Below are 16,189 nucleotides of genomic sequence, written 5' to 3' on the forward strand. Positions count from 1 at the left end.
TGAAAACACCATGCCGCTACCGTTGATCTACCACGAAGACTACAGCCCCGAGTTCCCAGCGGAACACCGCTTCCCCATGGACAAGTTCCGCCTGCTGCGCGATCACCTGGTGGAGAGCGGCCTGGCCCGGGACACAGACCTGCTGCGTCCCGCCCTGTGCCCGCCGGAGATTCTCGCCCTGGCCCATGACCGCGCTTATATCGAACGCTACATGGGCGGCGAGTTGTCCCGCGAAGACCAACGGCGACTTGGCCTGCCCTGGAGCGAAGCCCTGGCGCGGCGAACGGTGCGCGCCGTGGGTGGCTCGCTCCTGGCCGCCGAAAAGGCGCTTGAACACGGACTGGCCTGTCATCTGGCCGGCGGCACCCATCACGCCCACTACGACCACCCGGCCGGCTTTTGCATTTTCAATGACCTGGCGGTGATCAGCCGCTACTTCCTGGCCAGCGGCCGGGTTTCGCGAGTGTTGATTTTCGACTGCGACGTGCACCAGGGTGACGGTACGGCTCGAATACTCCATGACACTCCAGACGCCGTGACAGTTTCCCTGCACTGTGAAAAGAATTTTCCCGCACGCAAGGCGCAGAGTGACTGGGACATTCCACTGCCGATGGGCATGGAAGACGCTGCGTACCTTAAAGTCGTGGACGATGCGCTCAATTATCTGCTGCCGCTCTACCAGCCGGACCTGGTGCTGTACGACGCCGGCGTCGACGTACACAAGGATGACGCCCTCGGTTACCTGAAACTTACCGACGAAGGCCTCGCCGCCCGGGACGAAAGCGTCATGTGCCATTGCCTGGGGCGGGACATTCCGGTAGTGGGCGTCATCGGCGGGGGCTACAGCAAGGACCGCAAGGCCCTGGCCCGGCGCCACGGGATCCTGCACCACAGCGCACAAAAGGTCTGGGCGTCATCAGGCTGTCATTGAAATCTGGGCGCTTTACCCACAATGCCTGTGGAGCGGCCTGTGGATAACCTGAGCGAAACGGCTTACAGCCTATGGCGCGTATAGCTTGCGTAGATGTGGTTGTTTTTTGATCACGTATTCAGAAGGCATCACATTCAAATGTGGGAGCGAGCCTGCCCCCGATAGGGACATGTCAGTCGACATGGATGTTACTGATCCGCCGCTTCGCGAGCAGGCTCGCTCACACAGGAGTTTGTACTGATAGAATGCCGCGCTATTCCTTGTTTCCGCAGTTCACACCATGACCTCGACCACCCAGCCCTCCTCCCCACACATCGCCATCATCGGCGGCGGCCCCGCCGGCTTGATGGCAGCCGAGGTGTTGGGCCAGGCCGGTGTCCAGGTCGACCTGTACGACAGCATGCCGTCGGTGGGCAGGAAATTTCTATTGGCGGGCGTGGGCGGCATGAACATCACCCACTCCGAAGCGTTCCCGGCGTTCCTGTCCCGCTACGGCGAACGCTCGCCAAATATCGCCCCGCTGCTGCGGGCATTCGGCGCGGATGAGTTGTGCCAATGGATACAGGGCCTGGGCATCGACACGTTTGTGGGCAGCTCGGGGCGCGTCTTTCCAACCGACATGAAAGCCGCCCCACTGCTGCGCGCCTGGCTCAAGCGCCTGCGGGACGCCGGGGTGGTGATCCACACCCGCCACCGCTGGCTTGGCTGGAGCCCCGACGGCGGCTTGCGCATCGCCAGCCCGGACGGTGAAAAAACCTTGTTCCCCGACGCAACGCTGTTGGCGCTGGGCGGCGGCAGTTGGTCGCGCCTGGGCTCCGATGGCGCCTGGATGCTGTCGCTGGAACAGCGCGGCGTGGCGTTGGCACCCTTGCAACCGAGCAATTGCGGATTCGACGTGGCCGCCTGGAGCGACTTCATGATCGGCAAGTTCGCCGGTGCCCCGCTCAAGAACATCGCCATCGGCCTCAACGACGATGTGCCACGCCTGGGCGAATGCGTGATCACCGCCACCGGCCTCGAAGGCAGCTTGATTTATGCCCTGTCGGCAGCGATTCGCGAGGCCATCAACCAGCACGGCAGCGCGACCATTCATCTGGACCAGTTGCCAGGCCGGCCTGTGGATAAAATCCTCCAGGCCTTGAACAAACCACGCGGGTCACGCTCGATGGCCAAGCACTTGCACAGTCAATTGGGGCTCGACGGGGTCAAGGCAGCGCTGTTGCGCGAGCTGACGTCCGCCGATTGCTTCGCCGACATGACGCGGCTGGCGAAAGCGATCAAGGCCTTGCCGGTCACGCTGGTGAAAACCCGTCCACTGGACGAAGCCATCAGCAGCGCCGGCGGCGTGACCTTCGAAGCGCTGGACGAACGGCTGATGCTCAAGCAATTACCCGGCGTTTTCTGCGCGGGGGAAATGCTCGACTGGGAAGCGCCGACCGGCGGCTATTTGCTCACGGCGTGCTTTGCCAGTGGCCGGGCGGCGGGGTCGGGGATGCTGGAGTGGTTACAGCGCCTGGATTGAAAACCTGGGCGCCGGCCATCGCGAGCAAGCTCGCTCCCACAGAAGATCTGTGGTGCATACAGGATCTGTGAACACCTGAGCACCACTGTGGGAGCGAGCTTGCTCGCGATAGCGCTATATCAGGCGCAGCAATATCAAGGCTTACGCTTACGCGGCCCAGTGTTGAAGACCGGCACTTTGCGCACAGGCTTGACCGAAGGTTCCACAGGCGCAGCGTCGCCACTGTCCACCCACTTGCCCAGATTGCGCTTGCCGCCGCCACCGGAGGTCTTTGGTTTCTTCGGCTTCTTCGGTTTTTTGATGACCTGGCCGCTGGCATCGGTCTCCGGCACGCGGTGTTCAGGCTCGAAATCCTGTTCCATCTGGCGCGGCAATGTCTGACGGGTCAGGGTCTCGATGGCCGACAGCAGGTTCACTTCATCGGCGCAGACCAGGGAAATCGCCTGGCCCGTAGCACCTGCCCGGCCCGTACGGCCGATGCGGTGGATGTAGTCCTCGGCCACGATTGGCAGGTCAAAGTTCACCACCAACGGCAAGTCCTCAATGTCCAAGCCACGGGCGGCGACGTCGGTGGCTACCAGTATCTGCACTTCGCTGGCCTTGAAGCGATCCAGCGCGCGCTGGCGGGTCGCCTGGGGTTTGTCACCGTGGATGCCGTCGGCATTCACACCGAGGCCCTGGAGTTTTTCCACCAGCGCATCGACGCCGTTGCGGGTCTTGGCGAACACCAGCACCTGCTTCCACTTGTGCTTGCGCATCAGGTGAATGAACAGTTCCGGCTTGCGCTTCTTGTCCACCGTCACCACCCATTGCTTGACGGTATTGGCAGCCACGTTGCGCGGGCTCACTTCGATGCTCAGCGGGTCGTTGAGCATCTGCCCGGCCAACAGGCGGATCGCATCGGAGAAGGTCGCCGAGAACAGCAGCGTCTGGCGCTTCTTCGGCAATGCCTTGTAGATGTTCGCCAGCTCTTCGGAGAAACCCAGGTCGAGCATGCGGTCGGCTTCGTCCAGCACCAGCGTTTGCAATTGGTTGAACTTCAGCGCGTTCTGGCGGAACAGATCGAGCAAGCGGCCCGGCGTGGCCACCAGCAAGTCGACACCTTTGCGCAACTTCATCATCTGCGGGTTGATGCTGACACCGCCATATACGGCGTAGGTGCTCAAAGGCAAGTGCTGCGCATATTGGCGCACGCTTTCGTGGACCTGCTCGGCCAGCTCGCGGGTCGGCACCAAAATCAGCGCACGCACCGAGTTGGCGGCGACTTTCGGCCCTTCGGTGGTCAGCAACTGCAACAGCGGCACGGCGAAACCGGCGGTCTTGCCGGTGCCGGTCTGGGCCGCGGCCATCAGGTCGCGCCCGGCGAGCACGGCCGGCATGGCTTGGGCCTGGACCGGGGTCGGAGTCTGGTAGCCGAGCGTCTCGAGGGCGCGCAGCAGGGGTTCGATCAGGCCAAGGGTGGCGAAAGTCATGGAGGTACCGTAGGAAAAATCAGCGCAGGGTGTGCAATGCGCGGCAGTTTACCCTAAATCAGGATTCGGCCGGTGCGGGCTTGGGCTTGCGCCACTGGGGCAAACCGATCAGCACCACGGCGCTGATGATCACCAGCATCGCCAAGGCTTCCTCGATACCAATGGTCTCACCGGCGAAGACGATCCCCAGCAACACCGCCACCGCCGGGTTGACGTAGGCATAGCTGGTGGCCGCGGCCGGGCGCACATGCTTGAGCAGATACATGTAGGCGTTGAAGGCAATGATCGAACCGAAACCGATCAGGTAGACCAGCGCGAACCAGCCTTCCAGCGGCGGCATGTGGTCCAGACGTTCGCCGCTGGCAAAGCTGCCGATCAATAGCACCACGCCGGCCACCAGCATCTCCACGGCGCTGGCCATCGCTCCCGCCGGCAACGGCAGATGTTTGCTCAGTACCGAACCGAAGGCCCAGGAAGCCGCCGCGAACACCAGCAAGGCCGCCCCCAACGGGCTCGATTGCAGGTTGGAGCCCAGGTTGAGCATGGCGATGCCGATCAATCCCAACACAATACCGGCCCATTCGAGACGGGTATTACGCGCGCCCCAGAAATATCCACAGAGCAAGGTAAACAAAGGCACCGTCGCCACGGCCAACGCCGCCACCCCCGACGCCACGCCCATGTGCTCGGCGATGCTCACCGCACCATTGCCGAACGTCAGCAACAGCACGCCGATGAGCGCCCCGGCCTTCCATTGCGCCCAGGTCGGTGCCGGCGCCCCGCGCCAGCGCAGGAAGCCGTACATCAGCGATCCGGCGATCACGAAGCGAATCCCGGCCAGCAGCAACGGCGGCCAATGCTCGACGCCAATGCGAATCACCAGGTAGGTCGAGCCCCAGATGACGTACAAGGCAAAAAAAGCAGCGATCAGAGGCAAGGGGAAACGGCGTGGGCCAGGCATGTTCAGCTCGAAGTCAGGACGATGAAACCTGTCATTCTAAAAAGGCGATCGACAGAAATTAAGTTACAAAATCTGTTTATCCGAGCCATACACTTTTCAAGACACGACAGATCTCAGATCAACACGACCCATCCTGTGGGAAGGTTTCGCGGTGTACTCAGAACCCGCGATGGCGTTTGAGGTGTTCGTTGATCTTCGCCGCCGGCACTTTTTGCAAGCTGCACAGCAAGTCATGGGACAACGCCCGCAGCCCATGCTTTTCTCGCAGTTCCGAGGCCAGGTGCGCGGTGAGGTTGGCGGCCATTTCGGCGTCGGCCATGGCGCGGTGAGCCTGGCCGGTGTGAGGCAAGCCGGCGAAAGTGTTGAGGGTGCCAAGCTTGTGGTTCGGCGCCGCTGGCATCAAGCGCCGGGCCAGTAACAGCGAGCAGGCAAAGTTCTGCAAGCGGGTGCGCTTGATGCGTCCCAATTCGAAATCCCAGAACTTCTGGTCGAACGCGGCGTTGTGGGCCAGCAGCGGCGTGATGCCGACGAATTCGTTGACCTCGTTCATCACTTTTTCCGCCGGGGGTGCGCTGCGCAACATGGCGTTGCTGATGCCGGTGAGCTGTTCAATGAAGGCGGGGACGCGAACGCCCGCGTTCATCAGGCTCTGATAACGGTCGACGATCCGGCCCCGTTCAAGGATCACCACGGCGATTTCGGTGGCCCGGCAGCTGCTGCTCGGGGTGATGCCGGTGGTTTCAAAGTCGATGACTGCGATGCGTTCCAAACCTGTGGGGCTCCTTGAAGATCAGTTCTTGAGCAGCAGCGCGCCTTCAATGGGCACGTAGCGGCTGGCGGCGCGGATCAGCGAGTTGGCGGTCAGCCCCGGTACACCGTAGGCCACCGCCTGCACGCCATGCTTGCTGATGATGCGTTCGAGCAGCATGTCGAAATCGCCGTCGCCGGAGGCCAGCACCACCTCATCGACGTGATCGGCGGCGTCCATGATGTCCAGCGTGATGCCCACGTCCCAGTCGCCCTTGGCCGAGCCGTCGCTGCGCTGGATATAGGGCTTGAGCTTCACGGTGAAACCCAGGTTGCGCAGGATCTGCTGGAACTGTTGTTGCTTGCTGTCGCCGCGATCGATCGCATAGGCATAGGCCTCGACGATCTGACCCTGTTTGCTGACATCAGCCCACAACGCCGCATAGTTGAAATGGCAGCCGTAGGCTTGGCGCACGGTGTAATAGAGGTTCTGGACATCGGCGAACACTGCGATTTTTTTCACCGCGTTTCCTCATGAGTGCACACGCGCGCAGGCCACCAGGCCCGAAAAGTCGCCCAGTATGCCAGCCTCAAGGAATGTTCCGCGAATAATCGGCCCGAGGCGGCTGGGCGCCTCGGACGAATGGCAGGTCAGACGAAGGAGTCGTCGTCGCCGAAGAAGGACGAATCGTCGCTGTAATCCGCGTCGCTGAAACCGCCCGGGTCGTTGTCGTAGGTACTGTTGTCGGCCGTGCGCGAGTCATCGCCCCAACCGTTGCCACTGTTATCAACCGTGTCGTTGACGGGTTGGGCCGGTTCTTCCTTGAGAATCTCGACGATTTCCTGAGGCTGATTGCTATGGAAGAGGCTGCTGATGCCTTGCGCCAGCATCACGCCACCGGCCACGCCCGCTGCGGTTTTCAGCGCACCGCCCAGGAAGCTGCCCGCCGCTGGGGCTTGCTGCGGCGGCGCGCCATAGTTGCCGGGCGCTGCGCCGAAGCCTTGCTGTGTCGGTGTATTAAAAGATGGCCGTGCCGGTTCGCGCCAGCCGCCACCGCTGGGTGCCGGCGCGCTTGCGGGACGTGAATCTCGGTTGCTGCCGCCGAAGATGCTTGAAAGAAAGCCACCGCCACCGCTTGGCGCCGATGCCTGGTTGCGCGCCTGCTGCAACTCGGCTTGCAATTGCTCGACCTGCTGGGCGAGTTGCTTGTTCTGCTCGTCCAGTCGCTTGATCGCCGCCTCTTGCACCAGGATCGCCTGGGCCATGAAATAGCCCGCCGCAGGCTGCTTGGCCAAATGCTCCTTGATCCGCGCCTCAGCCTGCGCGTCGCGCGGGACTGAATCCTTTTCGGCCTGTTGCAACCGTGAAAACAGTCCATCGATCAGGGTTTGTTCTTCGCTGTTCATGGCGACCTCATCAGATTGCCGAATAAAAAACCAGGCCGGTCCGCAAAAGACCGGCGCCCGTTTGTAATGGGGCCCGCCAAGACGCTTTCAATGGTCTTTACCTGATGTTTACGTTTGTTTATGCGGGCAGCTGATGGGTAAAGTGTCGGACCGCTTTTCTGAACTGCGATACCGACCCATGAATCCGTTAGAAGTACTGCGTGACTCCTTGTATTTTTTCAAGCGCCATCTGGGCCGGATCGCCCAGTTGTGCCTGCCGCTGGTGATACTTGAAGCCGTGCTGCAACAAGGGGTGGACAGCGCCGTCGGGGCCGAGGGCTTTTCCGGTTACAGCGTGATCGTCGGGCTGTTGGTATACCCGCTGTACACCGCGGCGTTGATTCTGTTTCTTGACGCCCGCAGTCGTGGCGAAGCCCCCCGCCCTCGCGACCTGCTCGCGGCCTCGCTCCTACAATGGCCACGCTTTGCCTTGCTGACCGCCCTCAATACGCTGTTGATCCTGATTGGCATCTCGTTGTATTTCCTGCCAGGGCTTTGGCTGATGGTTGTCCTCGCCTTTGGTGAGTATCTGGTGGTACTCAAAGGCTTGGCACCACTGGCCGCGATGAAGGAAAGCCTGCGCATGAGCCGCGGTCATTTCTGGCGGATCCTGCTGTGTATCCTGGCCGTGATGATCCCGCTGTGGCTGCTCAAGGGCGCCAGCGTCTCGGTGTATCCGCCGCCGCAAAACCCCTTGGTCAGTTTGCTGATCGACAGCATCCACAGCTTCCTGCAATTGTTCACTACGGTGGTGCTGTTCCGAATGTTCATGTTGATTGCAGAAAAACCTGAGCCATGACCCGCCTGCTGCGATACGCCCTGCTGGGCCTGCTGTTGATTGTCGGAATCGGCGCCTTTTCGGTTTATGGCCTGACCTGGCGTCCACAGGCCCGGGAAACGCTGCCCGTCAGCTGCGCCGCCAACGCCGCGCCGCTGATACCCGGCCAGGCCTTGAAAGTCATGACCTGGAACGTCCAGTTCCTGGCCGGCAAGCGCTATGTGTTCTGGCACGACCTGGCCCAGGGCAACGATGAAAGCCCGACTCCTGAAGACATGGCCTTCAGTCTGGATGAAGTGGCTCGGGTCATTCGCGACGAGCAACCAGACGTGGTCTTGCTCCAGGAACTGGACAACGGCGCCAAGGCCAGCGAGTACCAGGACCAGCTCAAGCTGTTGCAGGAACGCCTGGCCGACCTCTACCCGTGCGGCACCAGCGCCTTCGATTGGAAAGCCGACTTCATTCCCGATCCGCGTATCTTCGGCAGCGTCGGCCGACAGCTGGCGACGCTGAGCCGCTACCGCATCGACCATGCCGAGCGGGTGCAATTGCCGGTGGCCGATGGGAACTTCATCAGCCGTCAGTTCCAGCCGAAAAACGCCTTGCTCGTGAGTTACCTGGCCCTTAACGGCGGCGGTCAACTGGCGGTGCTCAATACGCACCTGGAGCGAGCCACGCAGCCGCACGACACGGCGCGCAGGCAGGTCGAAGCCATTTCCAAGTCCCTCGACAAGCTCGAGTCCGCTGGCACGCCCTGGCTGATCGGGGGCGATTTCAACCTGTTGCCCCTGGGCCAATACCGGCGTCTGTCAATCGAACAGCGCTCGCCCTACTCCGCGGACAGCGAGCTACATTTGCTGTGGGACAAATACCCGATGATCCCCACCAACAACGAGGCCAGCGGTATCGACCGCACGCACTGGCTGACCCACTACCCCAACGACCCCGGCCTCAACGGCCCCGACCGCACCGTCGACTACCTGTTCTACAGCCCAAGCCTCAAACGGGTCGAAGCCCAGGTCCGACAGGACGACACGTTGCGCATTTCCGATCATTTGCCGGTGATCGCGCGGTTTTTGTTGCCGGCGATGCCCTGATCAAACACCTTGCGGGAGCCCTCTGTGGGAGCGAGCCTGCTCGCGAAGACGGCATCAGAGTCGACGAACATGTTGAATGTGCCGACCTCTTCGCGAGCAGGCTCGCTCCCACAGGGGTAGTGTTTCAAACCTCAGGCATGGCATCAGTTCACTTGCGCGGCTTGACCCGCGCCGTTGCCTGCGCCACCAGCGGATCATCCGGCCAGTAATGTTTGGGATACCGTCCCTTGAGGTCCTTCTTTACCTCGGCGTAGGTGCTGCGCCAGAAGTTCGCCAGGTCCTGGGTCACCTGCACGGGCCGACGAGCCGGCGACAGCAGGTGCAACTTGACCACCTGCCGCCCCCCAGCAATGCGCGGGGTGTCAGACAGGCCGAAGAGTTCCTGCAAGCGCACCGCGAGGATCGGCGGATGTTCGCTGTAGTCCAGGCGGATCGACGATCCCGAGGGCACGCTCAAGTGGTGCGGCGCCAGTTCATCCAAGCGTTGCGGCAGTGGCCAGGGCAGCAGGTTATGGACGATGCTCGACAGATCAAGGTTGGCTAAATGACTGAGCCGCGACACCCGTCCCAGGTACGGCATCAACCAATGTTCGAGACTGCTCAGCAGTGCGGCATCGCTGACGTCCGGCCATTCGCTCTGGCCCTTGCTCTCCACATCGAGGCGACGCAACAGCGCCACCCGCGCCTGCCATTGCCGCAACTCCGGCGTCCATGGTAGCAATTCCAGGCCCTTGCGCCGCACCAGGTTGACCAGCGCCTGGCTGCGGGCCGTTTCCTCCAGCCCGGTCAACGGCTCGCGACTGAGCACCAGCTCGCCGACCTTGCGCTGGCGCTCGGCGCGCAGTACGCCTTCGCGCTCATCCCAGTCCAGCTGGTCGACCGTATGCACCTGCTCGGCCAGCACCGAGTCGAACAGCGTCGGGTCGAAATCCGTCGCCAGATAAATCCGCTCCTCGCGCTGGCCTTGGCGGCTGCCCAAATCGGCAATGACCAGCCAGGGTTGCTTCATCAGGCTGTCGGCCTCGGCAAACAGCGCCGCACGACCGTTGGCCAGGCGATACTCCGCGCCGCCGGGCCGGCGCTGTTGGGCGACGCGATCCGGGTAAGCCAGCGCCAGCAGCGCGCCGAGCCAACGTGGATGATCGGGATCGGCCACGGCTTCCCCAGCCTTGCCCCGCAAGTAACCGCGATATTGCCGGGCCAATTGCCGCGCCCGCTGCACGCCACCCTGGGCGCCGCGTGCCGCCCGTACCTCGCCGGAGAGCAAGGCCAGGCGACTATGCAGGTCCGCGCCGGCGCCGCGAAGAATGTCGCGCTCGCCCAACAACGCGGCGACGTTGCAGGCCATGTCCGCCAGCCCCAGCCCCTGGCCGCGCAACAGCAAGTGGGCGATTCGCGGATGAGCCGGCAGTTCGGCCATGGCCTGGCCGTGGCGGGTCAGTTGGCCGCCATCGAGTGCGCCGAGACGTTGCAACAGGTCTTGGCCCTGGGCATACGCGGCAGTCGGCGGGACGTCGAGCCACACCAATTGCTGCGGCGTAACGCCCCAGCGCCCCAATTGCAGGGCCAGCCCGGCCAGGTCCGCCGAAAGAATTTCGGCGCTGCCATAAGCGGCCAGTTGTTCGTGCTGGTCTTCGGACCACAGCCGATAGCACACCCCCGGCTCCAGGCGTCCGGCACGGCCGGCCCGCTGGGTCGCGCTGGCGCGGGAGATGCGCTGGGTGTCCAGGCGGGTCATGCCGCTGCCCGGATCGAAACGCGGGACGCGGGCGAGCCCGGCATCCACCACCACCCGCACGCCATTGATGGTCAGGCTGGTCTCGGCGATGTTGGTCGCCAGCACGACTTTGCGCAGCCCGGGCGGTGCTGGATCGATGGCGGCGCGCTGGGCCGTCAGGTCCAGTTCACCGTGCAACGGGCACAGCAACACGTTGCCGCCGTCGCCAAGGGCGTCGGCCAATTGTTGATGAATCCGGCGGATTTCGGCTTGCCCGGGCAAGAACACCAGCACGCTGCCGGTTTCGTCGTGCAGCGCTTCGAGCACGGTCTGCACCAGTCGCGGCTCGATGAATTCCCCAGGTTGGAACGGCCGGCCCCAACGCACCGTCACCGGGAACATCCGACCTTCGCTGCGCAGGATCGGCGCGTCGTCCAGCAATCCCGCCAGGCGCTCGCCTTCCAGGGTCGCGGACATTAGCAGAATTTTCAGTGGCTGGTCTTCGCGAAACAGCTCCCGGCCATTGAGGCTCAAGGCAAGGGCGAGGTCGGCGTCGAGACTGCGCTCGTGGAATTCGTCGAAAATCAGCAGCCCCACGCCTTCCAGCGCCGGATCGTCCTGCAGGCGGCGGGTGAGAATGCCTTCGGTGACCACTTCAATGCGCGTGTTGGGGCCCACCTTGCTGTCGAGGCGAATCCGGTAGCCCACGGTTTCACCGACCTTTTCCCCTAGCTCACTGGCCAGGCGCTCGGCCGCCGCCCGTGCCGCCAGGCGCCGGGGTTCGAGCATGAGGATGGTCTGCCCGGCCAGCCAAGGCTCGTTCAGCAGGGCCAAGGGAACACGGGTGGTTTTACCGGCGCCGGGGGGCGCTTCGAGCACCGCTTCGTGGCGCGAGGCCAGGGCTTGGCGCAGCGCGGGTAAAACTTCATCAATCGGCAAAGAAATCATGCTGGCTCCAAAACAGAGGGCCGAGTATAACGGCGAACTGTTTGGCGTGGTCTGGACTCCAACCAGCAACGCCCATACCTGCTCAGGAGATTGCTATGCGTATTCCCTTTCGCGTGATCGGCGGCGTCCTGGTCGCCACCCTGCTGACCCAGATCAGCGCGTGCGGCTCGATCTTCTACCCGGACCGTCGCGGCCAGATCGAAGGCAAGATCGACCCGGCCATCGCCGCGCTCGATGCCGTTGGCCTGCTGTTCTACATCATCCCCGGCCTGATCGCCTTCGCCGTGGACTTCGCCACCGGCGCGATCTATTTCGAGCCGGGCCGCAGCGTCCAGATCGAGCCAGAAAAACTCAAGCCGGCCATCAACCCCGACGGCACGGTCAATAACCACAAGCTGCAAGCGATCCTGGAAAGCGAGCTAGGCCGCAGTTTCCCGCTGGATGACCCACGTCTTATCCAGCACAAGGGCAACGTCCAGCAACTGGCCGCGTTCGGCCTCAAACCCGCCGCATAAGAGGCGCAGCCCAAGGAAGACCGCGCCATGACCACCCGCACCGAACACGCTCGCCTGCTGCGCATGGCCACCCGGGCATCGGTGGCCGTGGCGCTCGTGCTGATCGTCGCCAAGGCGCTGGGCTGGTGGCTCAGCGGCTCGGTCAGCATGCTCGCCGGCCTGACCGACTCGGCGTTGGACGGCGTCACCTCGCTGCTCAATCTGCTGGCGGTGCATTACGCGCTGCGCCCCGCCGATGAAGATCACCGCTACGGGCATGGCAAGGCCGAATCCTTGGCCGGCATGGCCCAGGCGCTGTTTATCGGCGGCAGCGCGGTATTGATCGCGTTGCAGGCTTTCGAGCGGCTGAAGGACCCGGTGCCCGTGGACGCGCCCTGGCTCAGCGTCGGCGTGATCGTGTTTTCCCTGTTGCTGACCTTGGCCCTGCTGGCGCTGCAGCATCGGGTCATCCGCGCCACCGGCTCCAATGCCGTGCGCGCCGACTCGCTGCATTACCGTTCGGATTTGTTGCTCAATGGCAGCATCCTGGTGGCGCTGGTCCTGGCCGGGTTCGGTTGGTATCAGCTCGACGCATGGTTCGGCCTGGGGATCGCGGTATACATCCTGTGGAGCGCGATCCAGATCGCCCGGGAAAGCTTCGCGGTGCTGATGGATGAGGAGTTGCCGCCCGACGTCAGCCAACGCATGCTCGAGCTGGCCTGCGCGGTGCCCGGCGTGATCGGCGCCCATGACCTGCGCACGCGGGTCTCCGGCAACCATTGGTTCGTGCAACTGCACCTGGAACTGCCGGGGGAACTGACCCTGTCAGTGGCCCACGGCATCAGCGACCAGGCCGCCGATGCGATCCAGCGTGCTTATCCGAAGGCCGAAGTGCTGGTGCATGCCGATCCGTCGGAAGTGGTGAAGCGCGCCAGCGCCTAGCTCGTGCACACAAACTTGTGGCGAGGGGATTTATCCCCGTTGGACTGCGAAGCAGTCCCAAAGCAGCCAACTCAATCTGCCTGGCACACCGAGGCGGTGGTTCAGGGCCGCTTCGCACCCCAGCGGGGATAAATCCCCTCGCCACAAAAAGCAGCGTCCGCACGATCTTTGCCACGCCTCAGTACGTCACCTGATACCCACGGCTGCTCAAGCAATTGCCCTGCGCCTGGCGATAGGTCTGCACCACCTCCGGCGCTGGCGGGTAGGTGTAGTTGCGCGGGTCGAACCCACTCTGCTGCACCGCCCAGCGATAGCAATCGTAGCCGTCCTGGTTGACCTGTTCCCGGGACTGGCCGTTGGCCGGATAAGCCACCACATCAAAACTGTTGCCCTGCGGTTGCGGCTGCGGGTTGGCGACCGGCGCGTCGACCACGACGTAGTCCTGGGTATTGGCTTCGTAGATGTAATAGGCGCCGGCGGCGAGGAAGAACAGCGAACTGCCGATCCAGACCTCGCGGGCATAATCGGGCAGATAACGGGTGCGAATGCCCCGTGGCGGCTGGACCACGACATAACGCGGCCCTTGAGGGCGATACCAGTAGCCACCGGAGTAGAAATAATCGTGGCCGCGATAAGGCACACGATAATTGCGATCCGGGAAGCGATCGATCACATAACCCGGGCGATATTGCGGCCCCGGCCCCCAGCCGTTGCCATGGCCGTCAGGCCGGCCGGGCCAGTGCTGCTCGGGACGCCCCTCATGACCGGGACGAGGCCCGCCATTGGGGTAGCCATCGTTGCGGCGCGGGATGTCGCGGTAGTAGCCCGGTTGCGGTTCACGGGTCTGGTTCACGCTGTCGGGCCGGCCCTGGATCGGCAGGTTGTTGCCCGGCTGTTGCGGTGGGCGGCCGTGACTGTTGGGGTCCTGCGGTGGACGCTCATATTGCTGTCCACCCGGGTTTTGCGGCCTGACCTCGAACTGTCGGCTGTTATCGCCCCGGATGATCTCGTTGCTTTGCTGCCTGGGTTGCCCTGAATAACCCTGGCCGTTGCCGCCTCGTCCGTTCTGCCCGCGGTCACCGTCCGGGCCGCCACGGTTTTGCTGATCGTCGGCCACCCCCTGCGCACTGACACTTGCCCACAACAGACCAACACCTGCCAAACGCCAGATGCGCGACTTCATGAAATTCCTCACAACGGTTCGGGGCCTGGACGTAAGACTGGAAAAGCCCAGGCCGGTTCGGCGATAGGTTATCAGCAGCGGGGTTTATTTCGCAGGCATAAAAAAGGGAGGCCCGTCGGCCTCCCCTTGAGAATCTAGTCCGTGCTCGACGCTTTTGACGTCGGCTCACCTCACGCCGTCTTCTGGACAGTGTGCAGCTCGGGGGTCTGCCAGTACCGGTGGGTACTGCGACCGCAGCCGGCCGGATTGGGCGGGCTGCACTGGACTGTTTGTCCGAGCAGTGATCTTGGTGATAAGCATAGGCCCGAGGCATCGGCAGGCGATTGCGAAGATTGCTCGAATAAACTCCACTTGCGCAATTTTTACCTCAGGATGGATAATCCAACGCAATTAACCGAATAAAGGCCCGCTCGATGAGCAAACTTGACCGTTACGACCTGAGTATTCTGGCGGAATTGCAGCGCGACGCACGTATCTCCAACCAGGAACTGGCCGAACGCATCGGCCTCTCGCCCTCACCGTGCTCGCGGCGGGTCAAGCAGTTGGAAGACGACGGCTATATCACCCGCCAGGTTGCCCTGCTCGATCGCAAGATGCTGGGCCTGAGCCTCACCGCCTACGTGCTGATCGGCATGGATCGCCACACCCCCGATCGCTTCGAGACCTTCGAAGCCGCGATCCGCAACCTGCCGCAAGTACAGGAATGCAGCCTGGTCACCGGCATCGATGCAGACTACCAGCTCAAGGTGGTGGTGCCGGACATGGACCACTATCAGAAATTGCTGTTGGGGCATCTGACCCGAATCGAAGGGGTCACCAGCGTGCGGTCGAGTTTCGTGTTGAACCAGGTGCTCAACAGCACCGAACTGCCGTTGACACATCTGCGCAGCTGACCGCTTTTGTGGCGAGCGAGCTTGCTCGCGCTCGACTGCGCAGCAGTCGCAAACCGGCCCACTGGCAATCAGGAACCGGTCAAATCTTTTTGGGGTCGCTGCGCAACCCAGCGGGAGCATGCATCCTCGCCACAAAAAGCTCCAGCTTGCGATGAATAGCTGCGACACACCGCCGCAGCCCAATCCTGCGCCCCGCCCCCATGCCGTATACTCGCCGCGCCTTTACAACCCCGCCAATGCCGGAGTGCCCCGATGGATCCTGCTGTTTTCGAAGAGTGGATGATGACCGGCCTGGTCAGCATCCTGATCATTTTCATGGGTTTCATCGTCTGGGACCTGGCGAAGAAGTCCAAGGCCGGGCGCTTTGGTTCGTTCATCCTGTTTTTTGTGCTGGGCCTGGGCGTCGCGGCGTTCATCATCAAGAGCGTGGTGATCGGCCTGATCGAATCCGGCGCGTTATAAGCGCGCCGGTACTTCCTTCCACTGGCCCTGGTCGAGCCCTTCGATCGTCCAATCGCCGATCCTGACCCGCACCAGCCGCAGAGTCGGCAATCCCACGGCGGCAGTCATGCGGCGTACCTGGCGGTTGCGCCCTTCGCGGATCACCAGTTCCAGCCAGCTCGTCGGCACGCTTTTACGAAAACGCACCGGCGGGTTGCGCGGCCACAACTGCGGTTCGTCCAGTTGGCGGGCCTCGGCCGGCAGCGTCATGCCGTCGTTCAATTCCACGCCATCGCGCAAGCGCTGCAGCTGTTCGTCGCTCGGCTCCCCCTCGACTTGTACCCAATACGTCTTGGCCAGTTTGTGCTTGGGGTCGGCGATTCGCGCCTGCAATTGCCCGTCGTTGGTGAGTAACAACAGCCCTTCGCTGTCACGGTCCAGCCGACCGGCTGGGTAGATGCCGGGCACGTCGATAAAATCCTTGAGCGTGGCGCGCCCTTCGCCGTCGCTGAACTGCGTCAGCACGTCAAAGGGTTTGTTGAACAGGATCAGCTTCGGCTCGGACGGCGGCGCCTTGGCCACGCGGCGCGGGGCGGAGGCTGAGGGCTTTGCGCCAG

The 16,189-nt window shown here is 62.9% G+C and carries 16 protein-coding genes; 8 read left to right on the top strand and 8 right to left on the bottom strand.

What is annotated here, in order from left to right; all coding sequences use genetic code 11:
- Positions 1-10 precede the first annotated feature (10 nt).
- Positions 11-931 carry a histone deacetylase family protein gene (locus tag J3Q04_RS21770; protein ID WP_434609433.1) on the top strand — a complete coding sequence of 307 codons (921 nt, stop codon included), beginning with the start codon at positions 11-13 and terminating at the stop codon, positions 929-931.
- 280 nt (positions 932-1,211) lie between these two features.
- A complete protein-coding gene (locus J3Q04_RS21775; RefSeq protein ID WP_434609431.1) occupies positions 1,212-2,453 on the top strand; it encodes a TIGR03862 family flavoprotein in 1,242 nt (413 codons plus the stop codon).
- Positions 2,454-2,587: 134 nt separating this feature from the next.
- Here the strand turns inward: J3Q04_RS21775 and J3Q04_RS21780 are convergent, their stop codons facing one another.
- From J3Q04_RS21780 to J3Q04_RS21800, 5 genes are all read right to left on the bottom strand, one after another.
- Positions 2,588-3,925, bottom strand: coding sequence for a DEAD/DEAH box helicase (locus tag J3Q04_RS21780; protein ID WP_434562172.1), 1,338 nt, complete (start codon positions 3,923-3,925; stop codon positions 2,588-2,590).
- A gap of 58 nt (positions 3,926-3,983) precedes the next feature.
- Positions 3,984-4,886 carry a drug/metabolite exporter YedA gene (gene yedA, locus J3Q04_RS21785; protein ID WP_420767303.1) on the bottom strand — a complete coding sequence of 301 codons (903 nt, stop codon included), beginning with the start codon at positions 4,884-4,886 and terminating at the stop codon, positions 3,984-3,986.
- Positions 4,887-5,043: 157 nt separating this feature from the next.
- Positions 5,044-5,655 carry a 3'-5' exonuclease gene (locus J3Q04_RS21790; protein WP_420767304.1) on the bottom strand — a complete coding sequence of 204 codons (612 nt, stop codon included), beginning with the start codon at positions 5,653-5,655 and terminating at the stop codon, positions 5,044-5,046.
- 21 nt (positions 5,656-5,676) lie between these two features.
- A complete protein-coding gene (locus J3Q04_RS21795; RefSeq protein WP_030140338.1) occupies positions 5,677-6,156 on the bottom strand; it encodes an NYN domain-containing protein in 480 nt (159 codons plus the stop codon).
- A 128-nt stretch (positions 6,157-6,284) separates the two neighbouring features.
- Positions 6,285-7,040, bottom strand: coding sequence for a DUF2076 domain-containing protein (locus J3Q04_RS21800; protein WP_434609429.1), 756 nt, complete (start codon positions 7,038-7,040; stop codon positions 6,285-6,287).
- Positions 7,041-7,218: 178 nt separating this feature from the next.
- Between J3Q04_RS21800 and J3Q04_RS21805 the strand changes: the two genes are divergently transcribed.
- Both J3Q04_RS21805 and J3Q04_RS21810 read left to right on the top strand, forming a co-directional pair.
- Entirely contained in the window at positions 7,219-7,878 is a 660-nt protein-coding gene (locus J3Q04_RS21805; RefSeq protein ID WP_420767306.1) for a hypothetical protein, read from the top strand.
- Positions 7,875-8,954 (top strand): endonuclease/exonuclease/phosphatase family protein, encoded by a 1,080-nt coding sequence (locus tag J3Q04_RS21810; protein WP_434609427.1) that lies wholly within the window; start codon positions 7,875-7,877, stop codon positions 8,952-8,954. The genes J3Q04_RS21805 and J3Q04_RS21810 overlap by 4 nt, the downstream gene beginning before the upstream one ends.
- A gap of 148 nt (positions 8,955-9,102) precedes the next feature.
- On the opposite strand, the gene hrpB is transcribed toward J3Q04_RS21810, so the two are convergent.
- On the bottom strand, positions 9,103-11,619 hold the full coding sequence (gene hrpB, locus J3Q04_RS21815; protein ID WP_434609425.1) for an ATP-dependent helicase HrpB: 2,517 nt from the start codon (positions 11,617-11,619) through the stop codon (positions 9,103-9,105).
- A 95-nt stretch (positions 11,620-11,714) separates the two neighbouring features.
- Here hrpB and J3Q04_RS21820 point away from each other — a divergent pair, with 95 nt between their 5' ends.
- Together J3Q04_RS21820 and J3Q04_RS21825 are read left to right on the top strand one after the other, a co-directional pair.
- Positions 11,715-12,134, top strand: coding sequence for a polyribonucleotide nucleotidyltransferase (locus tag J3Q04_RS21820; RefSeq protein WP_420767309.1), 420 nt, complete (start codon positions 11,715-11,717; stop codon positions 12,132-12,134).
- A gap of 27 nt (positions 12,135-12,161) precedes the next feature.
- Positions 12,162-13,055 carry a cation diffusion facilitator family transporter gene (locus J3Q04_RS21825; RefSeq protein ID WP_420767310.1) on the top strand — a complete coding sequence of 298 codons (894 nt, stop codon included), beginning with the start codon at positions 12,162-12,164 and terminating at the stop codon, positions 13,053-13,055.
- A gap of 178 nt (positions 13,056-13,233) precedes the next feature.
- On the opposite strand, the gene J3Q04_RS21830 is transcribed toward J3Q04_RS21825, so the two are convergent.
- A complete protein-coding gene (locus J3Q04_RS21830) occupies positions 13,234-14,238 on the bottom strand; it encodes a DUF6515 family protein (RefSeq protein ID WP_434562160.1) in 1,005 nt (334 codons plus the stop codon).
- Positions 14,239-14,651: 413 nt separating this feature from the next.
- On the opposite strand from J3Q04_RS21830, the gene J3Q04_RS21835 reads away from it, so the two are divergent.
- Positions 14,652-15,131, top strand: coding sequence for an Lrp/AsnC family transcriptional regulator (locus J3Q04_RS21835; protein WP_039594083.1), 480 nt, complete (start codon positions 14,652-14,654; stop codon positions 15,129-15,131).
- A 252-nt stretch (positions 15,132-15,383) separates the two neighbouring features.
- Positions 15,384-15,593: a DUF2788 domain-containing protein gene (locus J3Q04_RS21840; RefSeq protein WP_003228500.1), complete on the top strand. Its 210-nt coding sequence runs from the start codon at positions 15,384-15,386 to the stop codon at positions 15,591-15,593.
- Here J3Q04_RS21840 and J3Q04_RS21845 read toward each other — a convergent pair.
- Entirely contained in the window at positions 15,588-16,154 is a 567-nt protein-coding gene (locus J3Q04_RS21845) for a pseudouridine synthase (protein WP_434611509.1), read from the bottom strand. The two genes, J3Q04_RS21840 and J3Q04_RS21845, sit on opposite strands and share 6 nt — an antisense overlap.
- Between the last annotated feature and the right edge of the window lie 35 nt (positions 16,155-16,189).

It is taken from the genome of Pseudomonas sp. D4-21, assembly GCF_051132125.1.
In the GTDB taxonomy this organism is placed as follows: Bacteria; Pseudomonadota; Gammaproteobacteria; order Pseudomonadales; family Pseudomonadaceae; genus Aquipseudomonas.

Excerpts from the sequence above, each read along its gene's own strand:
- J3Q04_RS21800 (WP_434609429.1), bottom strand. The coding sequence starts at position 7,040 with ATGAACAGCGAAGAACAAACCCTGATCGATGGACTGTTTTCACGGTTG.
- J3Q04_RS21835 (WP_039594083.1), top strand. The coding sequence starts at position 14,652 with ATGAGCAAACTTGACCGTTACGACCTGAGTATTCTGGCGGAATTGCAG.
- hrpB (WP_434609425.1), bottom strand. The coding sequence starts at position 11,619 with ATGATTTCTTTGCCGATTGATGAAGTTTTACCCGCGCTGCGCCAAGCC.
- J3Q04_RS21770 (WP_434609433.1), top strand. The coding sequence starts at position 11 with ATGCCGCTACCGTTGATCTACCACGAAGACTACAGCCCCGAGTTCCCA.
- J3Q04_RS21820 (WP_420767309.1), top strand. The coding sequence starts at position 11,715 with ATGCGTATTCCCTTTCGCGTGATCGGCGGCGTCCTGGTCGCCACCCTG.
- J3Q04_RS21775 (WP_434609431.1), top strand. The coding sequence starts at position 1,212 with ATGACCTCGACCACCCAGCCCTCCTCCCCACACATCGCCATCATCGGC.
- J3Q04_RS21840 (WP_003228500.1), top strand. The coding sequence starts at position 15,384 with ATGGATCCTGCTGTTTTCGAAGAGTGGATGATGACCGGCCTGGTCAGC.
- J3Q04_RS21810 (WP_434609427.1), top strand. The coding sequence starts at position 7,875 with ATGACCCGCCTGCTGCGATACGCCCTGCTGGGCCTGCTGTTGATTGTC.
- J3Q04_RS21780 (WP_434562172.1), bottom strand. The coding sequence starts at position 3,925 with ATGACTTTCGCCACCCTTGGCCTGATCGAACCCCTGCTGCGCGCCCTC.
- J3Q04_RS21825 (WP_420767310.1), top strand. The coding sequence starts at position 12,162 with ATGACCACCCGCACCGAACACGCTCGCCTGCTGCGCATGGCCACCCGG.
- J3Q04_RS21830 (WP_434562160.1), bottom strand. The coding sequence starts at position 14,238 with ATGAAGTCGCGCATCTGGCGTTTGGCAGGTGTTGGTCTGTTGTGGGCA.
- yedA (WP_420767303.1), bottom strand. The coding sequence starts at position 4,886 with ATGCCTGGCCCACGCCGTTTCCCCTTGCCTCTGATCGCTGCTTTTTTT.
- J3Q04_RS21805 (WP_420767306.1), top strand. The coding sequence starts at position 7,219 with ATGAATCCGTTAGAAGTACTGCGTGACTCCTTGTATTTTTTCAAGCGC.